Genomic DNA, 18,377 nt, shown 5'->3' with positions numbered 1-18,377 from the left:
TGCGGTCGTGCGAACGACCGCACCGCGGCGGCCCGGCCCGGGTGGCGGCGTCCTCGATCCACCGCCGAACCCTTACCTGGTCAAGGCTTTCGCGATGGCCTCGCCGTCGAAAGCGCCGGGCGAGCCGTGCCCGGGAACGAGAACCTTGGCGGGCTGGGTCGCCAATCCGATGGCCGTGTCCAGGGTTTCGGACTCGTCGTGATTGAACACCTTCGGCAGCAGTTGCGGCCCGGTCGCGCACACCAGCGGATGGCCGGTGACCAGTGCGTCACCGGTGAACAGCACGCCCTCGGCGGGCATCAGATAGGCGGTGTGCCCGCTGGTGTGCCCCGGGGTCGGCACCGCGACGATCCCGCCCGGCAGCGCGGCCAGGGTGGCGGCGTCAGCGGCGACGGCCTCGGGAATCTTCATGCCGATGTGGCCGCGGATCGCGACCAGCGTGTGCGCGACCCAGCCGCGACCGCGCCCCGTGGCGAGCTGCTTGACCATGCTCAGCGGGGTGATCTGCTGCAGGTACTCGCGTTTGGCGTGCCGCACCTCCTCCGCGCCGGTGTAGACCGGCGCCCCGGTGCTCGCGATGAGCGCGGGCACCCCGCCGATGTGATCGAGGTGCGCGTGCGTGATGAGCACGGCCGCAACGTCATCGAGCGAATGCCCGATCTGCCGGACGGAATCCAGCACGTCGGCGCTGTCGGAGGGATATCCGGCATCCACGACGGTGACCCCCGAACCGTCGGTGACCAGCGCCCAGTTGACGTTCGTACCGGCCACCACGTAGACGGAGTCCGAAACCTGATCGATTTTCACGGTGCCTCAACTATTCCTGGATGCGATGTTCGATGACCCCGATCCCCTCGAGCTCCAGGCGCAGATCGTCGCCGGGAGCAAGCCATCGGCCCAGCTCCATTCCACACCCGCCGGGCAGGGTGCCACTGGAGAATAGTTCACCCGGATAGAGCTGCTCGCCGCGCGACACGTGCGCGATGGCCTCGGCGAGCGTATAGCGCATGGTCTGTGTTCCTGTCCGCGACAACACCTTTCCGTTGACCGCGACCGTGCCGCGCACGTCGCCCAGCCGCGCGGCGAGCCCGGGACCCGCGACCGCGGTGACGGACATCGAGGTGATGAAGTGCTTGGCGCGCTGGGGCCCGAATCCGGATCGCATCTCGGCCAATTGCACGTCGCGAGCGGAGAAGTCGTTGATCACGACCGCGGCCGCGATCGCGGCGGCGGCCTGTTCCGGGGTCGCGTCCCGCAGCGGCGCGCCCAGGACGACCCCGAGTTCGAGCTCGAAATCCAGGGCCCGGCTGTACGGCGGCGCGGTGATCGGGAGCCCGGACGGCACGATGGTCTGTGCGTTGGACATGTAGTAGATGGGCTCGCGATACCAGAGCGCATGCGGGCGGAACGGCGGGAAGGTCCGCCGGGTGAGGGTCTCGTACACCCGGCCGAGCCGGTAGCCGGCGGGCACGAAACGCCTGGCCATACCCCGTGCGGCGTTCACCGCGTGCTGTTCGAAGAGCATGAAGTCGCGGAAGGACACCGGGCAGACCGGCAGCACCTCGACACCGTCCGCGAGCCCGAGCGCGTCGTACCGCGCGATCTCGTGGTCGGTGGTGAAGGCGGAATCGGGTACGACGAGCCCGGCGGCACGGTCCGATTCCCCGGGGGCGCGCCAGCCCGAGCCGGTGTCGACCTGGGTGTCGATGCGGTGGCGGGCGTGATCGAGCACGCGCCGAATCCGGGGCAGCGGGAGGTTCATCGCGCGACCCCGGCCGGCGTGCGCACGCCCAGGTGGTCCGCCAGGAACCGGGCGGACAGCGCCGCCCAGTGTTCGGCGTGGCCCATGGCGCAGTGGTCGTCGCCCGCGTAGAGCACCAGGTGCGCGTCGGGCGCCCCGGCGGCGAGCTCGATCGAATCCCGGGTGTCGGCCAGGGTGTCGTGGGCGCCGTTGATGACCAGCAGCGGAATATCGATGTCTCGATAGTGCTGTGCCAGTGAGAGTTTCGAGAGTTTGCGGGACAGGTCGGCGACACCGGTGGCGCCCAGGGTGGCGCTCAGCGCCGACACCATGATCTCGGGCATGCCGATCGCGTTCGCCCTGCCGAAGCTGCGGTGGGTGAGCGGGCCGTTGGATACCGCGACGCGCAGCCGCGGGTCCACCGCAGCCATGCGCGCGGACCAGTAGGCCCCGAAGCTGAACCCCATCATGCCGAGGCGTTCGGCATCGATGCGCGGGTCGGCGGCCAGATGGTCGAGCACGGCCGAGTACACGCCTTCGGCGGCCGCGGTCAGCGGCGCGGTATAGGAGTAGGTGCCGGGCATCTCCATGACGAACATGCCGATTCCGATGTCGCGCCGGGCGAGCAGGGGCAGCAGTACCTCGGCGATCGTGCCCTCGAGGCCGTTGCTGACCAGGACCGCCGGAACCGGCGCGGCGGCGTCCATCGGCAGGACCAGCATGCCGCGCACGCGCTCGCCGCCACCGACCGGAATGTGCGCCACCTCGACGCTGACGCCCATGGCCGGCGCCAGTGCGCACAGCAGGACCTCGCACAGCCGGTGCGAGCGCTCGTAGGCGCGCAGCCTGGCCGGGCTCCCGCCCGGCCAGGCGGCCACGAATTCGTAGACCATCGCCTTGATGAGCGCGTCCAGGGCGGTCGCGGCGTCGGCGGATTCGGGATGCTCGGCGCAGAAGCGCTGCACCGCGGCGGGATCGGCCACCGGACCGCGATCGGCCAGCAGGGTCACCGCGGGCGCGAGCAACTCGCCGAGCGCGGCGGGCACCGCGTCGGTGAACAGGCGGGCCGCACACGGGCCGCCCAACTGAGCCAGGGCGGCGTCGGCCCGGATCAGCTGTTCGTCGGCGAACGCGGCCCAGTATCCGGCCCACCGGACGTCCTCGAAGGAACGGCATTCGCCGAGGCTGCGGCGGAACTCCTGCTCGGAGAACCCGCCCAGGTGCGTGAACCGGTCGGCGAACAACCGGGGCAGAAAGGGCGCGACGCCCACCCGATCTACCGGCGCTGGGGCACGCGCGAGAATCTGGTCCTGGACGTCATGCTCACCGCGAGCGAGCGCACACTGCCGCTGCCGGACACCGGCACCCTGCACGGGGATCTGCGCGCCTTCGCCACGGGGCTCATCGCCTACCTGGACACGCCGCTGGGCAACGGCCTGGCCCGCGCGCTGGCCTTCGTCACCGACTCCGACGAGATCGTCGCGGCGCGGAACACCTTCTGGGAGAAGCGCAACGCACACAACGAGGTCATGATCACCCGGGCCGTGGCGCGCGGGGAACTACCGCCGGGCACCGACGCCCGACTGGCACTGGAAACACTGGTCGCGCCGATTCACTTCCGGCACTTCCTGACTCGGCAACCCATGGACGAGTCGTTCGCCGCGGAACTGGCGACCCGGGTCGTTCGCGCGCTGCGCGCACAGGGGTGACCCGCGGCCGATCACGCCGCCGGGCAGCGGTTCCCGCGCTCACATGACGACAGCACGCGCCGACATCGCCGGCGGCCCGGGATCGGTTGCCGCCCAAGGCTTGCGCGCGGCGTCACTGGCGCACGCAAGCGGGATGTGGACGCGGCGCCGGGTGCGAACCCGGGCTATCTGACAGAACAACCCCGGCGGACCGGCAGTCCGCGGTCTTCGAGCGCGGCCAGCATGGCCTGCCCGCGGCGAGCGCCGGCGACGGAATCGGTGCCGGCCAGGGCGGGCACGTAGGTGGCGGCGCCGACGATGGATTCCGCGACCAGCGACCAGAAGCGGCGCACCCCGAGCCCGGCGCACCGCACCATGGCCTCCTGCACGAGCCGCAGCGCGGGCTCGCAGCGATGGGCGAGCCAGACGTACATGGCGGCCTCGCACGGCAGCGTCACCACGCCCGGCTCACCGGCCAGGCGATCACCCTCGATGACGCGAATGGTGGTGTCGGCGAGACCCGCCCAATCGATGCCGCCATCATTGTCGGTATGGATCCACAAGTTCTCCAGACCCGGATCCCAGGCCCGCCCCTCGGCGATCACCATGGCCATGACGCGACCGATGACCGCGTGGATGAGTGCGGTGGCGACCACTTCGGCGGCGATCTCGGGGTTGCTCATCTCGGCGGCGTGCCGCCGGTACATGAGTTCGATCCGGCCTTCACGAATACCGTCCGACAAACGCCACCAACGACGTTTTCCCTGTTCGGACATGGCGGCGACGGCGTACACCCGGGGGTGCTCCGGCTGCAGGTTCCGCAGTCGGGCACAGGCTCTGCCGAACGCGACCCTGGAGTCGCGCGGCGCGCACATGGTTACCGGTTCGAGCATCGAACCTCCTTCATCGACTGTTCCGGGGCCTCGCAAGGCAAGGGGTACAAGCTGGGGCGAAAAGATAGGTTAGGCTTACCAGACTTAATGAGCAATGAATGGATCAGGAGTAGTTCGTCACCGTGCCCGCTCTAGTCACCGCCAGACGGCCACGGCTGTTCGGAATAGTTCTTCTCGTCGTGCTGCTGTTGTGCGCGCTCACGGCCTCTATCGCGCTCGGATCCCGTTCGCTCCCACTGGGAACGGTCTTCGATGCCCTCACCTGTCCGGATGGCTTCCCGCTGACCTGCCCCGCCGAAGGGTCGGCAGCGCAGATCGTGCGTGAATTGCGGCTGCCCCGAACCGGACTCGCGCTCATCACCGGTCTGGCCCTGGGCATGGCGGGCGCCCTCATCCAGGGCTATACCCGAAATCCCCTGGCCGACGCGGGATTACTCGGGCTCAACGCGGGCGCGGCGTTCCTCGCGGCGCTGAGCATCCACCTGTTCGCGTTCAGCTCGCCGAACCAGTTCATCTGGTTCGCGTTCGCGGGCGCGCTCATCGCGGGCCTGGTGGTCTTCGGCGTTTCCTCGGTCGGCGGCGGCAAGGCCAGTCCGCTGAGCCTGGTGCTCGCGGGCGCGGCGGTCACCGCCTTCCTCACCGCCATGACCAACGTCATCGTGCTGCTGGACGGCACCGCCCTCAACACCTATCGCTACTGGATCGCCGGCGACATCGCGGGCCACGACCTGTCGGTCTTTCGCCAGGTCCTGCCGTTCCTGCTGACCGGCGCGGTGCTGGCCCTGTTCGCCGGGCCCGGGCTGAACCTGCTCGGACTCGGCGACGACGTGGCCCGCGGCCTGGGGGTCAACCTCGCGAGCAATCGCGCGCTCGGACTCGCCTCGGTGGTACTGCTCTCGGGCGCGGCGACGGCGGCCGTGGGACCGATCGCCTTCCTCGGCCTGATCGTCCCGCACCTCGCGCGTGCCCTGACCGGGCCCGATTACCGCTGGCTCATTCCCTATTCGGGCCTGATCGGCGCGATCGTGCTGCTCGCCGCCGATACCGTCGGGCGACTCGTCGCACAGCCCGGTGAACTCCAGGCCGGGGTCACCCTGGCCGCCATCGGCGCCCCGTTCTTCATTCTGCTGGTGCGCCGCCGAAAGCTGGTGAGCCTGTGAGCACCTCGACCGCTCCCGATGCCAAGACCGTCCGTCAGGTCCGCCCCGCGCTGCGGGCGGGCCGCTTCTCCACGGTGCTGCGCGTGCCCGCGCTGGTGACCATCGCCGTCATGGTCGCGCTACTGCTGGTGCTGTTCGCGCTCGATATCGCCATCGGGGACTTCCGCATTCCGATCGGCCGGGTGCTCGATGTCCTGGGCGGCGGCGGCACCCGCGCCCAGCGCTTCGTCATCCTGGACTCGCGGCTGCCGCGCGCGCTGACCGCGGTCGTGGTGGGCGCGGCGCTGGGACTGGCGGGCGCTATCACCCAGTCGATCCTGCACAACCCGCTGGCCAGTCCGGACCTGCTCGGCATCACCGCGGGCGCCAGCGTCGGCGCGGTCGCGGTGATCGTCGGCGCGGGCGGCGGCGCGGCCACCGGAACCCTTGCGCTGGTGGGTGTTCCGCTCGCGGCACTGGCCGCGGGCCTGGCCACCGCACTGGCCATCTACCTGATGGCCTGGGGGAAGAACACCGCCGGCGGCAGCGGGGTCATGGCCTTCCGGCTGGTGCTGGTCGGCATCGGCGTCAACGCCGCGCTCATGGCGGTGGTGAGCTGGCTCATCACCCGCGCGAGCCTGCCCGACGCGTCCATGGCACAGCACTGGCTGACCGGATCGCTGAACAAGGCCGATTGGTCCACCCTCATTCCGGCCGCGGTCGGTCTGGGCGTCACGCTGCTGGTCGCGGCCGCCTCGGCGCGGACCCTGGCGGCCCTGCGCTTCGGCGCGGACACCACGCGCATGCTCGGCGTGAAAATCCAGACCCAGCAGGGCATTCTGCTGGCCACGGCCGTCATGGCGTCGGCGCTGGCCACCGCCGCGGTCGGGCCGCTGGCCTTCGTCGGGCTGGCCGCGCCGCAGATCGCCCGCCGCCTGCTGCGCACCCCCGGTGAACCCGTCATCGCCTCGGCGCTGGTCGGCGCCATCGCGGTCCTGGGCGCGGATCTCGTCTCGCGCACCGTGTTTCCCATCGACCTCCCCGTCGGCGTGGTCACCGCGGCCGTCGGCGGACCGTTCTTGATCTACTTGCTCGTGCGCACCAATCGGAAGGCGACCCTGTGACTCGCATGGCGGACAAACCGCTTTCCACCACCGCCCATCAGCTGGCGGCGGAGAACATCACCCTCGGCTACGGCGATCGCGTCATCGTGGACGGGCTCTCGATCGACATCGAACCCGGTCTGGTCACCACCATCATCGGGCCCAACGGTTGCGGCAAGTCCACGCTGCTGCGCTCGCTCGGGCGGCTGCTGCGCCCGCAGGCCGGGCAGGTCGTGCTGGACGGCAAGGCCATCTCCGCGCTCAAGACCCGCGATATCGCGCGCATCGTCGGCATGCTCCCGCAGACCCCGGTCGCGCCCGAGGGCCTGACCGTCGCCGATCTCGTCGCGAAGGGACGCCATCCCCATCAATCGTGGCTGCGGCAGTGGTCGGCCGAGGACGAAACCGAGGTCATGACCGCGCTGGAACAGACCGGCGTCGCCGATCTCGCCGAGCGCACCCTGGACGAGCTGTCCGGCGGTCAGCGCCAGCGCGCCTGGATCTCCATGGCGCTGGCGCAGGGCACCGACATCCTCCTGCTGGACGAGCCGACCACCTACCTCGACCTCGCGCATTCGCTCGAGGTCCTCGATCTGGTGGATCGCCTGCGCGACGAGTTCGGCCGCACGGTGGTCATGGTGCTGCACGACCTGAATCTGGCCATCCGCTACAGCGATCGGCTCGTGGTCATGCGCGACGGCCGCATCATCGCCCAGGGCGAGCCCGCGGAGGTCATCGGCGCCGAACTGTTGCTCGAGGTGTTCGGCCTCCAGGCCAAGGTACTCGATTGCCCGGTTTCCGGCCGACCCATGATCGTGCCCATCGGCGCCCGTCACGTGCGCGGAGTATGACCAATACCACACCAGCTACCGGCCGGTTACGACGACTTGTAGTACGCATTCGTGTCGTTGCCTCCGTAAACTTGTGGGATGGCAGGTCTTGGTGAACTCGAGAAAGCGGTCATGGACCAGTTGTGGTCGGCCGATGAACCCCAAACGGTGCGGCAGGTGCACGAGGCCCTCGCCGAGCGCCGCGAGCTCGCCTACACCACGGTGATGACCGTTCTACAGCGGCTCGCGAAAAAGAATCTCGTCCTTCAGCAGCGGGATGACCGAGCGCATCGCTACGCGCCCGTGCACACCCGCGACGAACTCGTGGCCTCGCTGATGTTCGACGCGCTGCAGCAGGCCGACGAGGTCGGCAGCCGCCGGGCGGCACTCGTGCACTTCGTCGAACAGGTCGGAGCCGACGAGGCTGCCGCATTGCGCGATGCACTCGCTAAGCTCGAAGCCACCGAGGCCGCGCGCAAGGAGCCGAAAGACTCTCAGTAGCGTCACCCTCGGCCCAGGCCCCCACAACGCAGTGAGCTGAGGAATGGACGTAACCGCGCCGGTTTTCGCCGGTCTCGCCTTGTTTCTGGCGGGACCGGCCCCGGCGCTGCTCAGCCGGGCCACCTGGCCGTACCGGAGTCCCCGTGCGGCGCTTGTGCTCTGGCAGGCCATCGCGCTCGCCGCGGTGCTGTCCGCGTTCGGATCCGGGCTCGCCATCGCCAGCCGACTGCTGGTGCCCGGGCCGGACGGCCGTCCCACCACCACCCCGAGCGCCGAAATCGATGTCCTGGGTCTGCCGCTGTGGCTGATCCTGGTGACCGTCTTCGCGCTCACCCTGCTCATCGGCGCGCGCCTGATCTTCTCGGTCGTTCGCGTCGGGGTGCACACGCGCCGGCGCCGCGCCCGCCACCGCATGCTGGTCGACCTGCTGGATCAGAGTGGGGTGCAGCGCACTTCCGCGGACATCCGGGTGCTGGCCGCCACCGAACCCATCGCCTACTGCCTGCCCGGGTTGCGGCAGCGCGTGGTGCTGAGCCAGGGCACGGTGACCAGCCTGTCGCACGAGGAGCTCACCGCGATCGTGAGCCACGAACGCTCGCACCTGCGAGCCAGGCACGACCTGGTACTCGAGGCGTTCACGGCCGCGCACGAGGCGTTCCCCCGCGTTGTGCGCTCCAAATCCGCGCTGGACTCGGTGAAGCTGCTCATCGAACTGCTCGCCGACGACTCCGCGGTGAAGGTGACCGGACCCACTCCCCTGGCCCGCGCCCTCGTGGCCTGTTCGAATTCGCCTGCGCCGCAGGGGGCCATGGCGGTCGGCGGGCCGACCACCCTGATCCGCATTCAGCGGCTGGCGGGTCCGATCGGCGATCTGCGCATCGCGACGGCGGCGTATCTGGCCGCGGCGGCTATCCTCGTGATTCCGACGCTCGCGGTCGCCATTCCCTGGCTGGTCGAATTGAGCCGACTATTCAGCCGTGCCTGATCAGGGCGGGGCACCACTACCTCAGGAGGCTGCCCCGGTGTCGGGAAAGCAACGCTTCGCCGACCTCGGTCTGCCGCCCGTGCTCGTTCAGGCCCTGCGCCGCAACGGCATCGACGCGCCGTTCCCCATCCAGGCGGCGGTGATCCCGGACATTCTGGCCGGTCACGACGTGCTGGGAAAGGCCGCAACGGGTTCGGGCAAGACCCTGGCGTTCGGGCTGCCCATGCTGGTCCGGCTCTCCGGCGCGCCCACCGCGCCCCGACGCCCGCGCGGGCTCATCCTGGCCCCGACCCGGGAACTGGCGTTGCAGATCGAGCGGGCGCTCGACGAGCCCTCACTGTCGGTCGGCATCCGGATCGCCAGCGCGGTCGGCGGGCTCGCCATCAAGGCGCAGGAGCAGCGGCTGGGGCGCGGAGTGGATCTGCTCATCGCCACGCCGGGGCGGCTCACCGACCTGATCGGGCGCAAGGCCGTGGATCTGTCGGCGGTGGAGATCGTCACCGTGGACGAGGCGGACCACATGGCCGAACTCGGGTTCCTGCCGCAGCTCACCGCAGTGCTCAACCGAATTCCGAAGGACGCGCGCAAGCTGCTGTTCTCGGCCACGCTCGACGAGGCCATCGACGCGCTGGTGCGCAAATACCTGACCGATCCCATCGCGCATTCGGTCACTGCCGCGCCCGGCGCGGGTACCGCGCCGAATTCGGGGTCCACGGCGGCGAATCCGGCGGTGGCCGGGGCGAAGTCCCGGGCCACCGCGGCGAATCCGGCGGCCGCGGCCGCGGTGGCGGATCATTCCGCGACGAGTCCGGGCACGACCGCTGACAGCGCGGCCGAAACTGATGCGGACGGAACGACTTCGGTCATGGGCGCGGCCAATGCCGAAGCAGGATCGGCACTTCCCGATATCGAGCACTACGCCCTGCACGTGCGCCGCGCCGACAAACGGGTGGTGGTCACCGATATCGCCGCCCGCGCGGGCCGCACGCTGCTGTTCGTGCGCACCCAGCACGGCGCGGACAAGCTGGCCCGCCGGCTGCGCGAGGTCGGCGTGCGCGCGGCAGCGCTGCACGGCGGCAAGGCGCAGAACCATCGCACCCGGACCCTGGCCGCCTTCGCCGATGGCACCTGGCCGGTCCTGGTCGCCACCGACATCGCCGCGCGCGGCATCCACATCGACGACGTCTCCCTGGTCGTGCACGTGGATCCCCCCGCCGACCCCAAGGATTATCTGCACCGCACCGGCCGCACCGGCCGCGCGGGCGCTACCGGCACCGTGGTCACCGTCGTCACCCCGGACGAGAAGGACGAGGCCCTCGACCTGGCCCGGCGCGCGGGCGTCTCCCTCACCGACGTGGACATCCGCCTGGGCGACCGCCGCCTCACCGAGATCACCGGCGCCCGCCGCCCGTCGGGCCGTCCACTCGCGGCCCCGACCGGCGCGCCCGCCGCGGCCCCCGAGCCGGTCGAGGAGAAGCGCCCCCGGCACCGCATCGACCCGCGCACGGGCGGCCGTGCGCACACGAAGAAGCGAAAGCCCAAGGGCAAGACCGCACGCTGAGGGCCGTCCGGCCCCGAGCCGGGGGCGCGTTCGGGCCGGTCTCGCCGGAATCCGCGCGAGCGCCCTTCGCCGCCGCGCGCCCGGCGGCGCCCGGGGCCAGCGGACACGCACGATCCCGGTGGGGTTCCACACCACCGCCACCACCCGCTCCACCAACGACGGCATCCGCCGCGTCGCCGCCCAGCCCGACAGCGCCGACTGTCTGCACCGCCTGCCGGTATTCGACGGCCGCCTCGCAAGGGTGGTGAGCCGAGCGACCGAGACCGTGTCGCGCCGCCGTTCCCGCTCGCCGTCTCTCGACCGGCGGGGCCGCTCCCGGGTCAGTTCGCCAGGCGCTGGTCCGACAGCGTCACGGTCAGGGTCGTCTCCGTCGCGGCGCCGCGCACGGTGATGCGCAGGCGGCCGTCGACCCCGCGCAGCACGGTGTCGGCCGGGTCGCAGTCGATGTCCGAGGTGCGGCGGACCTCCGCGCAGGAGGTTCGGCTCAACGGCAGGAACGCTCCGGCCAGGGGCGAATCCGGTTGGAACAGTTGCTCGTACACCGCGAAGCTGCCGGGGGACGCGGTGTAGCGGTAGGTGTCGTAGCAGACCGGATCCTGAAAGCCGCTGCACCAGTTGTCATGTCCGGTGAAGCGATAGTCGGCGGGGATGCGCAGGCCGATCGCGGCCAGGCGATCGTCGCGGGGATCGCGGGCCGCGGGGCCGGACAGGGTGTCGTCGACAACGCGCCAGGCGGCCGGGGTGAGCAGGGTGCCGGCGAGCAGGGCGAGGGCCGAACCGCGCACCAGCGCGCGCAGGTCGTCGCGGCCGTGCGGTCCCGCCGAGTCGGTCAGCTTGGTGAACACGACCAGGGGCAGCGCGAGCAGGACCATCAGGACGACGAGCACGACCGTCACCACGAAGATCAGCACGACGCCGGTCAGGATGATCGCCTTGTCCCGGGAGGACAGCTCGCTCGAGCCGGGCACGAACGAGATGGTGGGCTCGATGATCCGCCAGGTGAACACGAACAGGAACGACCAGGCCACCGACATCCCCAGGGCGGCGACGGCCCACGGGTCCAACGGTTCTCGCTCCGGCTCCCCGGAGCGGCCGCGCAGTCTGCGCCAGCCGCGGACGATGCCGAGCGCCAGCAGGACGGGTCCGGCGAGCAGCCCGGCCGGTACGCTCGCCCAGCCGATCGCGGCGCCCAGGCCGATACGCCGTAGCCGGCGGGCGGGCGCGCCGAGCAGCGCCACCGGGGCGAGCGCGATGAGCCACAGCGGGGCGGCGACGGCCAGCAGTGCGAATATCTCGATGACGGCGGCGGTGCCGAAAGCAACCGCGAAGCCGGTGGGGCCGATGCCCGGCCACCGGGCCCGTGAACGTGTCCCCCGGCCGGGCAGCACCGCCACGGCCGATCCGCCCGTTTCGGGCGATTCCTCTCCCATGGAGGCAGTCTGCACCGATCCGTCCGGACTCTCGAACGAATAGTGCTGCCGCGCGCGGATTTTCACCGAATCCTCACGAAATCTCCCCCGCCGGGACCGCCCGAAATCGTCCAGTCCGGACGACACGGACATCAGTCCGCAGGCGACACACCGGCAATTCGTGTCGGCGTAAGTGTGCCGCGGCACCACTTCCCGACCTGGGCAAATATTTGGCAATTATCTCAGAGCAGGTCTGCGTTCCCGTCGATCAGCTTGAGCCGGTATTCGAACCGGTCGATCCGCCAGCCCGCGGGCGAACGCCGCAGACCGAGCACGTAACTGCCCACGAACCAGCGCGTCTTGCCCTGTGCCGCATCGTTCTTCAGATGCACGGCGATGGCGTCCGCGTGCGCGACGGCGGTATCGCCGGTGATCTCCACCAGGTGATTACCCGCCTGGTGGTGCACCGCGTCCAGCGGGCCCAGGGCCTGCGCCCAGTCGTCCACGATCGAAGCGGCGGTGCGGGTTTCGGCGTCCCCGCCGAAACCGCTGTCGAAGAACACCTGCTCGGCGAGCACCGAATCGGCCAACTCGGCCCACCGGCCCTGATCGCACCAGACGAAGAGCTTGGTGATGATGTCGCTGACTTCGAGCCGGTCGGCCAGCGCCTGAAGATCGGTCACCATCGCGAACCTAGGGCACCCCGAATCGGGCGACAACCGCATTTGCGACGCACTGAGACCTGGCACACTCGCAGCAGCCCGCCGACACACCCTGTCCCCCGCGCCGACTACACTGGCCTGCTGCATGCGTGACATCAGGTAGCGCGCGACGGGTCTCTCCGGACATCCGCCCCGCGTTCGTGCCATATACCTGCCACCGAAGCATGGAATACACGAAACCAACGTCGAACCATGAGGCGGCTACAACCGTGCAGTTCCTTCCCGGGCAGAATCCGCCCTACGATCTGACCTACGACGATGTCTTTCTCGTCCCGAATCGCACGGACGTGGCGTCCCGATTCGATGTCGACCTGTCCAGCAGCGACGGGACCGGCACGACCATTCCGCTCGTGGTCGCGAACATGACCGCCGTCGCCGGCCGCCGCATGGCCGAGACCGTCGCCCGCCGCGGCGGCATCGTGGTTCTGCCGCAGGATCTTCCGATCCAGGCCGCCGCCGACACCATCGCCTTCGTGAAGAGCCGTTCGCTCACCGCCGACACCCCGGTCGTCCTGGACCCCGAGGGTTCGGTGTCCGACGCGCTCGCCCTGATCCACAAGCGCGCGCACGGCGCGGTGGTCATCGTCGAGAACGGCCGCCCGGTGGGCGTGGTCACCGAGCAGGCGTGCAGCGACGTGGATCGCTTCGCCCGGCTCAGCACCGTCGCGGACACCAACTTCGTCAGCGCGCCCGCCGACACCTCCCCGCGCGAAGTCTTCGGCCTGCTCGACGCGAGCCATTCCAACCTCGCGGTGCTGGTCAACCCCGACGGCACCCTCGCGGGCGTGATGACCCGCACCGGCACCGTGCGCGCGGGCATCTACCAGCCCGCGGTCGACGCCGAGGGCCGCCTGCGCATCGCCGCGGCGGTCGGCATCAACGGCGACGTGCCCGCCAAGGCCAAGGCCCTGGTGGACGCGGGCGCGGACGTGCTGGTCATGGACACCGCGCACGGTCACCAGCAGAAGATGCTCGAGGCGCTGGCCTCGGTGGCCGCGCTGGATCTGGGCGTGCCGCTGGTGGCGGGCAACGTGGTCTCGGCCGCCGGCACCCGCGACCTCATCGAGGCGGGCGCGGACATCATCAAGGTCGGCGTCGGCCCCGGCGCCATGTGCACCACCCGCATGATGACCGGTGTCGGCCGTCCGCAGTTCTCCGCGGTGGCCGAATGCGCGGCCGCGGCAAAGGAATTCGGCAAGCACGTCTGGGCGGACGGCGGCGTGCGGCATCCGCGCGACGTGTCGCTGGCCCTGGCGGCCGGCGCGGCCAACGTCATGATCGGCTCCTGGTTCGCGGGCACCTACGAGTCGCCCGGCGACATGCGCATCGATCGCGACGGCAATCGCTACAAGGAGAGCTTCGGCATGGCCTCCAAGCGGGCGGTCGCGGCCCGCACCGCCACCGATTCGGCCTTCGACCGGGCCCGCAAGGCACTGTTCGAGGAGGGCATCTCCAGCTCGCGCATGCGCCTGGATCCCGAGCGCCCGGGCGTGGAGGATCTGATCGACCACATCACCTCCGGCGTGCGCAGCTCGTGCACCTACGCGGGCGCGCGCAGCATCGGCGACTTCCACGACAAGGCCGTGCTGGGCGTGCAGTCCGCCGCGGGCTTCGCCGAAGGCCGCCCGCTGCCGTCCGGCTGGTGATCACCGCCTGACACACGCTGCCGAACCCGGCGGGAAGCCTCGGCTCCCGCCGGGTTTCGCTGTTTCGACCCGCCGCTGGTTCGAGGCCACGGTGCGATCGACGCGCGGAGGCTACGGGGCGCGGCCGCCGGGCTCCGGGCTCAGCAGCAGATCTCCCGCTCGCGCAATGACTTCCAGCCGCGTGCTGCCCGGATGATCCGCGGCGAGGAAGTGGCTGCCGATCGCGGCGCAGAAGGCGAGCAGACTGCGGGCCTCGACCTCGGCGGGATCCGAGCACACCGTGCCGATCGCGTCGCGCAGCAGCTGCATGCGCTGATTGTCCACGCGCCGCAGGCGTTCGGCGACGGCGCGATCGCGCCGGGCCCAGTCGCGCACCGCGAGGTCGATGGGCAGCAGGCGGTCGCCGGAGAAGGTCAGGCGCCCGGCCAGGCGCGCCCGGTCCAGGGGGTTGTCGCATTCGCGGGCGACGCGGTCGAGAACGTCGACGGTGCTTTCGCGTTCCCAGACATCGAGCATGGCGTCCAGCAGCGCGGCACGGTCGGCGAACCAGCGGTAGAACCCGCCCTTGGTCACCCCGAGCGACTTCGCCAGCGCCTCGACCCGGACGGCGTCCACGCCGCTCTCGGCGAGCACCGCCAGCCCGGACTCGACCCACGTCTCGCGGGGTGTGCGCAACGCTCCCATCGTGTGTTCCACCTCGCTCGATTACCTATTGTACGGATGCGTATAACGGGTCTAGCCTCAAGTTATACGCCACCGTATAACCCATAGAGGGGCAAAGTTATGGCATTCGGTTCCATCGGCGCGCTGCTGCCGACCGCGTCCAGACGACTTCCCGACTCCGAGCACACCGCACGCCCGTGGCGCATTCACGAGATCGCGCCCGACTTCGAGCTCGAGGACGTGTGGGCCTTCCGCACGCCCGGGGCCGGGCCGGACGACTTCCCCGTGATGCTCGCCGCGCTGCGGGCCGCCGACGCACCCGGCGAACGGTCCCTGCCCACCCGCCTCCTGTTCGCGGTGCGCTGGAAACTGGGCGCCCTGCTGGGCTGGGACGACCCGGAAAAGGGTGTGGCGAAACGGGTTCCGTCCCTGCGCGAGCGCCTGCCCGCGGATGTGCCCGCCACCCCGATCGCCCCGGAGCCCGGCGATCTGCCCATGGTCGAGCTCTACGAGCTGCCGAACGAGAGCGCCATGGAACTGGCCAACGCCACCGTGCACGCGGTCTGCCACCTGGGCTGGGTCCGCGGCGGGACCGGCGACTACGAACTGCGCATGGCCGCCCTGGTCAAACCCAACGGCCGGTTCGGACGGCTGTACATGGCCGCGATCCTGCCGTTCCGCTACCTCATCGTCTATCCCGCGATGACCCGGCAGTGGGAGCGCGCCTGGCGCGAGCGGTCCACGCTCGCCGCGCCCGGGCGATGAGCGCCGATCGCGTCCGCGCGCCGCGCCGCGCACCGCGACCCGGGCCGATCGTTTCGCACACGTAAAGAAATCCGTGACCCCGGCAGGCCGTGCTCACCGCGCGCGGACCTGCCGGTAGCATGACGAGGCCGGGCCGTGACGACCTGTCACGGTCCACCCCATGCGAAAGGAACCAGTTGTCACCCGCGTCCGAGGGCGCCGTTCAGGAGGGCTCCTCTACCGAGCCGGGTGACAAACCCGGCGCCATCGACTCACCAGCGTCCCGGACAGCCGGGTGGTGCTGACCGTGTCGGCCCTGCTCACCGTTCTGATGCTGATCGGTTTCATCGCATTGACCGCAGGCACCGCTTTGTTCGTAGCCGCGGAATTCTCACTCACCGCCCTGGAGCGCAGCACCGTCGAGTCGCACGCCCGCGACGGCGACCGGCGCGCCCGGCAGGTTCGCCGGGCCCATCGCACCCTGTCGTTCCAGCTCTCCGGAGCACAGCTGGGCATCACCATCACCACCCTGATCACCGGCTATATCGCCGAACCCGTGCTGGCCCGCATCCTGGAGCCGGTCTTCGAGGCGCTCGGGGTGGATGACGCTCCCGCGCATACCATTTCGCTGGTCCTGGCGCTGGTGCTGGCCACCTCGCTGTCCATGATCTACGGCGAACTGGTGCCCAAGAACATCGCCATCGCCGCACCGCTGGCCACCGCCCGGTGGACCGCCGGCCCGATGATCTGGTTCTCCACGGTCTTCCGCTGGATGATCAATTTCCTCAACGGCACGGCGAACTGGGCGGTGCGCCGGATGGGCATCGAACCGGCGGAGGAATTGCGTTCGGCGCGTTCCCCGCAGGAACTCGGCTCGCTGGTGCGCACCTCGGCCCTGCACGGCGCGCTCGATCAGCGCACCGCGCAGGTGGTGGATCGGTCGCTGCAGTTCGGCGACCGCAGCGCCGAGGAACTCATGACCCCGCGCGTGAAGATCGAGTCGCTGGATCTGGACGACACCGTCGCCGATCTCATCGATATCGCCGCGAGCACCGGATATTCGCGTTTCCCGGTGATCGACGGCGACCTCGACAACACGCTCGGCGTGGTGCACGTCAAACAGGCGTTCCTGCACCCCATCTCGGCGCGGCGCACGGTGAAACTGCGCGACATCGCCCAGCCGGTGCCCATCGTGCCCGCGAGCCTGGACGGCGACGAGGTGCTCGAGCGCGTCCGGCGCGACGGCATGCAGGTGGCCCTGGTGGTGGACGAGTACGGCGGCACCGCCGGCATCGTCACCATGGAGGACATCATCGAGGAAATCCTGGGCGATGTCCGCGACGAGCACGACGAGGAAGAACTCGACGTCCGCCGCACCTCACTCGGCTGGGACTGCTCGGGCCTGCTGCGCGTCGACGAGGTCTCCCGCACGACCGGATACGACGCTCCCGAAGGGGAATACGAGACCGTGGGCGGCCTGGTGCTGACCAGGCTGGGCCGCATCCCGGTCGAGGGCGACGAGGTGCTGCTGCCGCAACCCGGGAACGGCCACGCCCTGGATCCGCACACCCACGGCGGCTGGCTCGCCAAGGTGGAGCGCATGGACGGCCGGCGCATCGACCGGGTGCTGCTGCGCCCGATCGATGCCGAGGAACTGGCGAAGTGGGAGCACGACCATGGGTGATCTGACCGCCGTCGTGCTGACCTTCGGGCTGCTGCTGGGCAACGCGTTCTTCGTGGCCGCCGAGTTCGCCCTGATCTCCGCGCGCCGCGATCGCCTGGAAGCGCTTGCCGCACAGGGCAAGCGCAGCGCCAACACGGTGATCGAAGCCGCGCAGAACCTGTCCATGATGCTGGCCGCGGCGCAGCTGGGCATCACCATCTGTTCGATCCTGCTGGGCCGGGTCGGCGAGCCCGCCGTGGCGCATCTGCTCGAGGGCCCGTTCGGGTTGCTCGGCGTGCCGGACGGGCTGCTGCACCCGATCTCGTTCGCGGTGGCGCTGACCATCGTGGTGATCCTGCACATCCTGCTGGGCGAGATGATCCCGAAGAACATCGCGCTGGCCGGGCCCGAACGCTCGGCGCTGCTGCTGGTGCCGATGCATCTGATGTGGTTGCGCATCGCACGCCCGCTCATCGCGGTCTACAACATGGCGGCGAACCTGTCGCTGCGGGCGCTGCGCATCGAGCCCAAGGACGAATTGGACGCCACCGTCTCCTCGGTCGAACTGGCCGAGATGTTCGGCGAATCCCATTCCGAGGGACTGCTCGACGAGGAGGAGCACCGCCGGCTCACCCAGGCGCTGGGCTCGAGCGATCGCATCGTCGCCGATGTCATGGTGCCGCTGGCCAAGACCCGGTCGGTACCGCTGCGCGGGGACGGGACCACGCTCGGCGACATCGAGAACGCGGTGGCCGAGACCGGCTTCTCGCGCTATCCGGTGCGGGCGGCGGACGGTTCGCTGGTGGGCTACCTGCACGTGAAGGACGTGCTGGACCTGGTGGCCGACGACAAGGCCGGGCCGTCCACGCCCATCCCGCGCACCGATATCCGCCCGCTGCCCACGGTCGGCACCGGGGCCACCCTGTTCGAGGCCCTGGCGCGCCTGCGCCGCACCAACTCTCATCAGGGTCGCGTGGTCGACAGTCGCGGCAACACCGTCGGCATCGTCGCCCTCGAGGATCTGGTGGAGGAGTTCGTGGGCACCGTGCGCGACGCGACCCATCGCATAGCGGAGTAGTGGTGCCGGTC

The 18,377-nt window shown here is 70.2% G+C and carries 18 protein-coding genes; 11 read left to right on the top strand and 7 right to left on the bottom strand.

The window, feature by feature from the left end; genetic code table 11:
* Nucleotides 1-72: 72 nt before the first annotated feature.
* The 3 genes from ABZ319_RS31335 to ABZ319_RS31325 are packed head-to-tail and all read right to left on the bottom strand — an operon-like array spanning nt 73 to nt 2,985.
* The gene (locus tag ABZ319_RS31335) at nt 73-807 is read right to left on the bottom strand and encodes an MBL fold metallo-hydrolase (RefSeq protein ID WP_354990132.1); all 735 of its coding nucleotides are present in this window, start codon (nt 805-807) and stop codon (nt 73-75) included.
* Between the two features lie 10 nt (nt 808-817).
* On the bottom strand, nt 818-1,762 hold the full coding sequence (locus ABZ319_RS31330; protein ID WP_354990131.1) for a fumarylacetoacetate hydrolase family protein: 945 nt from the start codon (nt 1,760-1,762) through the stop codon (nt 818-820).
* The gene (locus ABZ319_RS31325; RefSeq protein ID WP_354990130.1) at nt 1,759-2,985 is read right to left on the bottom strand and encodes an alpha/beta hydrolase; all 1,227 of its coding nucleotides are present in this window, start codon (nt 2,983-2,985) and stop codon (nt 1,759-1,761) included. The genes ABZ319_RS31330 and ABZ319_RS31325 overlap by 4 nt, the downstream gene beginning before the upstream one ends.
* Here ABZ319_RS31325 and ABZ319_RS31320 point away from each other — a divergent pair.
* Complete coding sequence (locus tag ABZ319_RS31320) at nt 2,962-3,450, top strand: TetR-like C-terminal domain-containing protein (protein ID WP_354990129.1); 489 nt, start codon at nt 2,962-2,964, stop codon at nt 3,448-3,450. The two genes, ABZ319_RS31325 and ABZ319_RS31320, sit on opposite strands and share 24 nt — an antisense overlap.
* A 164-nt stretch (nt 3,451-3,614) precedes the next feature.
* Here ABZ319_RS31320 and ABZ319_RS31315 read toward each other — a convergent pair whose 3' ends face one another.
* A complete protein-coding gene (locus tag ABZ319_RS31315) occupies nt 3,615-4,322 on the bottom strand; it encodes a hypothetical protein (protein ID WP_354990128.1) in 708 nt (235 codons plus the stop codon).
* Nucleotides 4,323-4,444: 122 nt separating this feature from the next.
* Between ABZ319_RS31315 and ABZ319_RS31310 the strand changes: the two genes are divergently transcribed.
* From ABZ319_RS31310 to ABZ319_RS31285, 6 genes are all read left to right on the top strand, one after another.
* A complete protein-coding gene (locus ABZ319_RS31310; protein WP_354990127.1) occupies nt 4,445-5,482 on the top strand; it encodes an iron chelate uptake ABC transporter family permease subunit in 1,038 nt (345 codons plus the stop codon).
* Nucleotides 5,479-6,585 (top strand): iron chelate uptake ABC transporter family permease subunit, encoded by a 1,107-nt coding sequence (locus ABZ319_RS31305; protein WP_354990126.1) that lies wholly within the window; start codon nt 5,479-5,481, stop codon nt 6,583-6,585. Before ABZ319_RS31310 ends, ABZ319_RS31305 begins: the two co-directional genes overlap by 4 nt.
* 5 nt (nt 6,586-6,590) lie before the next feature.
* The gene (locus ABZ319_RS31300; RefSeq protein WP_354990135.1) at nt 6,591-7,415 is read left to right on the top strand and encodes an ABC transporter ATP-binding protein; all 825 of its coding nucleotides are present in this window, start codon (nt 6,591-6,593) and stop codon (nt 7,413-7,415) included.
* A gap of 78 nt (nt 7,416-7,493) precedes the next feature.
* Nucleotides 7,494-7,895 carry a BlaI/MecI/CopY family transcriptional regulator gene (locus ABZ319_RS31295; protein ID WP_354990125.1) on the top strand — a complete coding sequence of 134 codons (402 nt, stop codon included), beginning with the start codon at nt 7,494-7,496 and terminating at the stop codon, nt 7,893-7,895.
* 43 nt (nt 7,896-7,938) lie between these two features.
* The gene (locus ABZ319_RS31290) at nt 7,939-8,880 is read left to right on the top strand and encodes a M48 family metalloprotease (protein WP_354990124.1); all 942 of its coding nucleotides are present in this window, start codon (nt 7,939-7,941) and stop codon (nt 8,878-8,880) included.
* Nucleotides 8,881-8,917: 37 nt separating this feature from the next.
* Nucleotides 8,918-10,441 (top strand): DEAD/DEAH box helicase, encoded by a 1,524-nt coding sequence (locus tag ABZ319_RS31285; protein ID WP_354990123.1) that lies wholly within the window; start codon nt 8,918-8,920, stop codon nt 10,439-10,441.
* Between the two features lie 320 nt (nt 10,442-10,761).
* Here the strand turns inward: ABZ319_RS31285 and ABZ319_RS31280 are convergent, their stop codons facing one another.
* Together ABZ319_RS31280 and ABZ319_RS31275 are read right to left on the bottom strand one after the other, a co-directional pair.
* Nucleotides 10,762-11,871 (bottom strand): hypothetical protein, encoded by a 1,110-nt coding sequence (locus tag ABZ319_RS31280; RefSeq protein WP_354990122.1) that lies wholly within the window; start codon nt 11,869-11,871, stop codon nt 10,762-10,764.
* Nucleotides 11,872-12,092: 221 nt separating this feature from the next.
* Nucleotides 12,093-12,533, bottom strand: coding sequence for a nuclear transport factor 2 family protein (locus ABZ319_RS31275; RefSeq protein ID WP_354990121.1), 441 nt, complete (start codon nt 12,531-12,533; stop codon nt 12,093-12,095).
* 248 nt (nt 12,534-12,781) lie between these two features.
* On the opposite strand from ABZ319_RS31275, the gene ABZ319_RS31270 reads away from it, so the two are divergent.
* Nucleotides 12,782-14,218, top strand: coding sequence for a GuaB1 family IMP dehydrogenase-related protein (locus ABZ319_RS31270; RefSeq protein ID WP_354990120.1), 1,437 nt, complete (start codon nt 12,782-12,784; stop codon nt 14,216-14,218).
* A gap of 111 nt (nt 14,219-14,329) precedes the next feature.
* Here the strand turns inward: ABZ319_RS31270 and ABZ319_RS31265 are convergent, their stop codons facing one another.
* A complete protein-coding gene (locus ABZ319_RS31265) occupies nt 14,330-14,902 on the bottom strand; it encodes a TetR/AcrR family transcriptional regulator (protein ID WP_354990119.1) in 573 nt (190 codons plus the stop codon).
* Between the two features lie 99 nt (nt 14,903-15,001).
* On the opposite strand from ABZ319_RS31265, the gene ABZ319_RS31260 reads away from it, so the two are divergent.
* The 3 genes from ABZ319_RS31260 (at nt 15,002) to ABZ319_RS31250 (ending at nt 18,366) form a co-directional block, all read left to right on the top strand.
* Nucleotides 15,002-15,646, top strand: coding sequence for a DUF2867 domain-containing protein (locus ABZ319_RS31260; RefSeq protein WP_354990118.1), 645 nt, complete (start codon nt 15,002-15,004; stop codon nt 15,644-15,646).
* A 286-nt stretch (nt 15,647-15,932) separates the two neighbouring features.
* Nucleotides 15,933-17,309: a hemolysin family protein gene (locus tag ABZ319_RS31255; protein WP_354990134.1), complete on the top strand. Its 1,377-nt coding sequence runs from the start codon at nt 15,933-15,935 to the stop codon at nt 17,307-17,309.
* Entirely contained in the window at nt 17,302-18,366 is a 1,065-nt protein-coding gene (locus tag ABZ319_RS31250) for a hemolysin family protein (protein ID WP_354990117.1), read from the top strand. Before ABZ319_RS31255 ends, ABZ319_RS31250 begins: the two co-directional genes overlap by 8 nt.
* Nucleotides 18,367-18,377: the final 11 nt, after the last annotated feature.

Origin of the sequence: Nocardia sp. NPDC005978 (assembly GCF_040614455.1) — a bacterium.
In the GTDB taxonomy this organism is placed as follows: Bacteria; Actinomycetota; Actinomycetes; order Mycobacteriales; family Mycobacteriaceae; genus Nocardia.
Note: the sequence above shows the minus strand (reverse complement) of the source record. Positions and strands in the feature narration are given on the sequence as shown.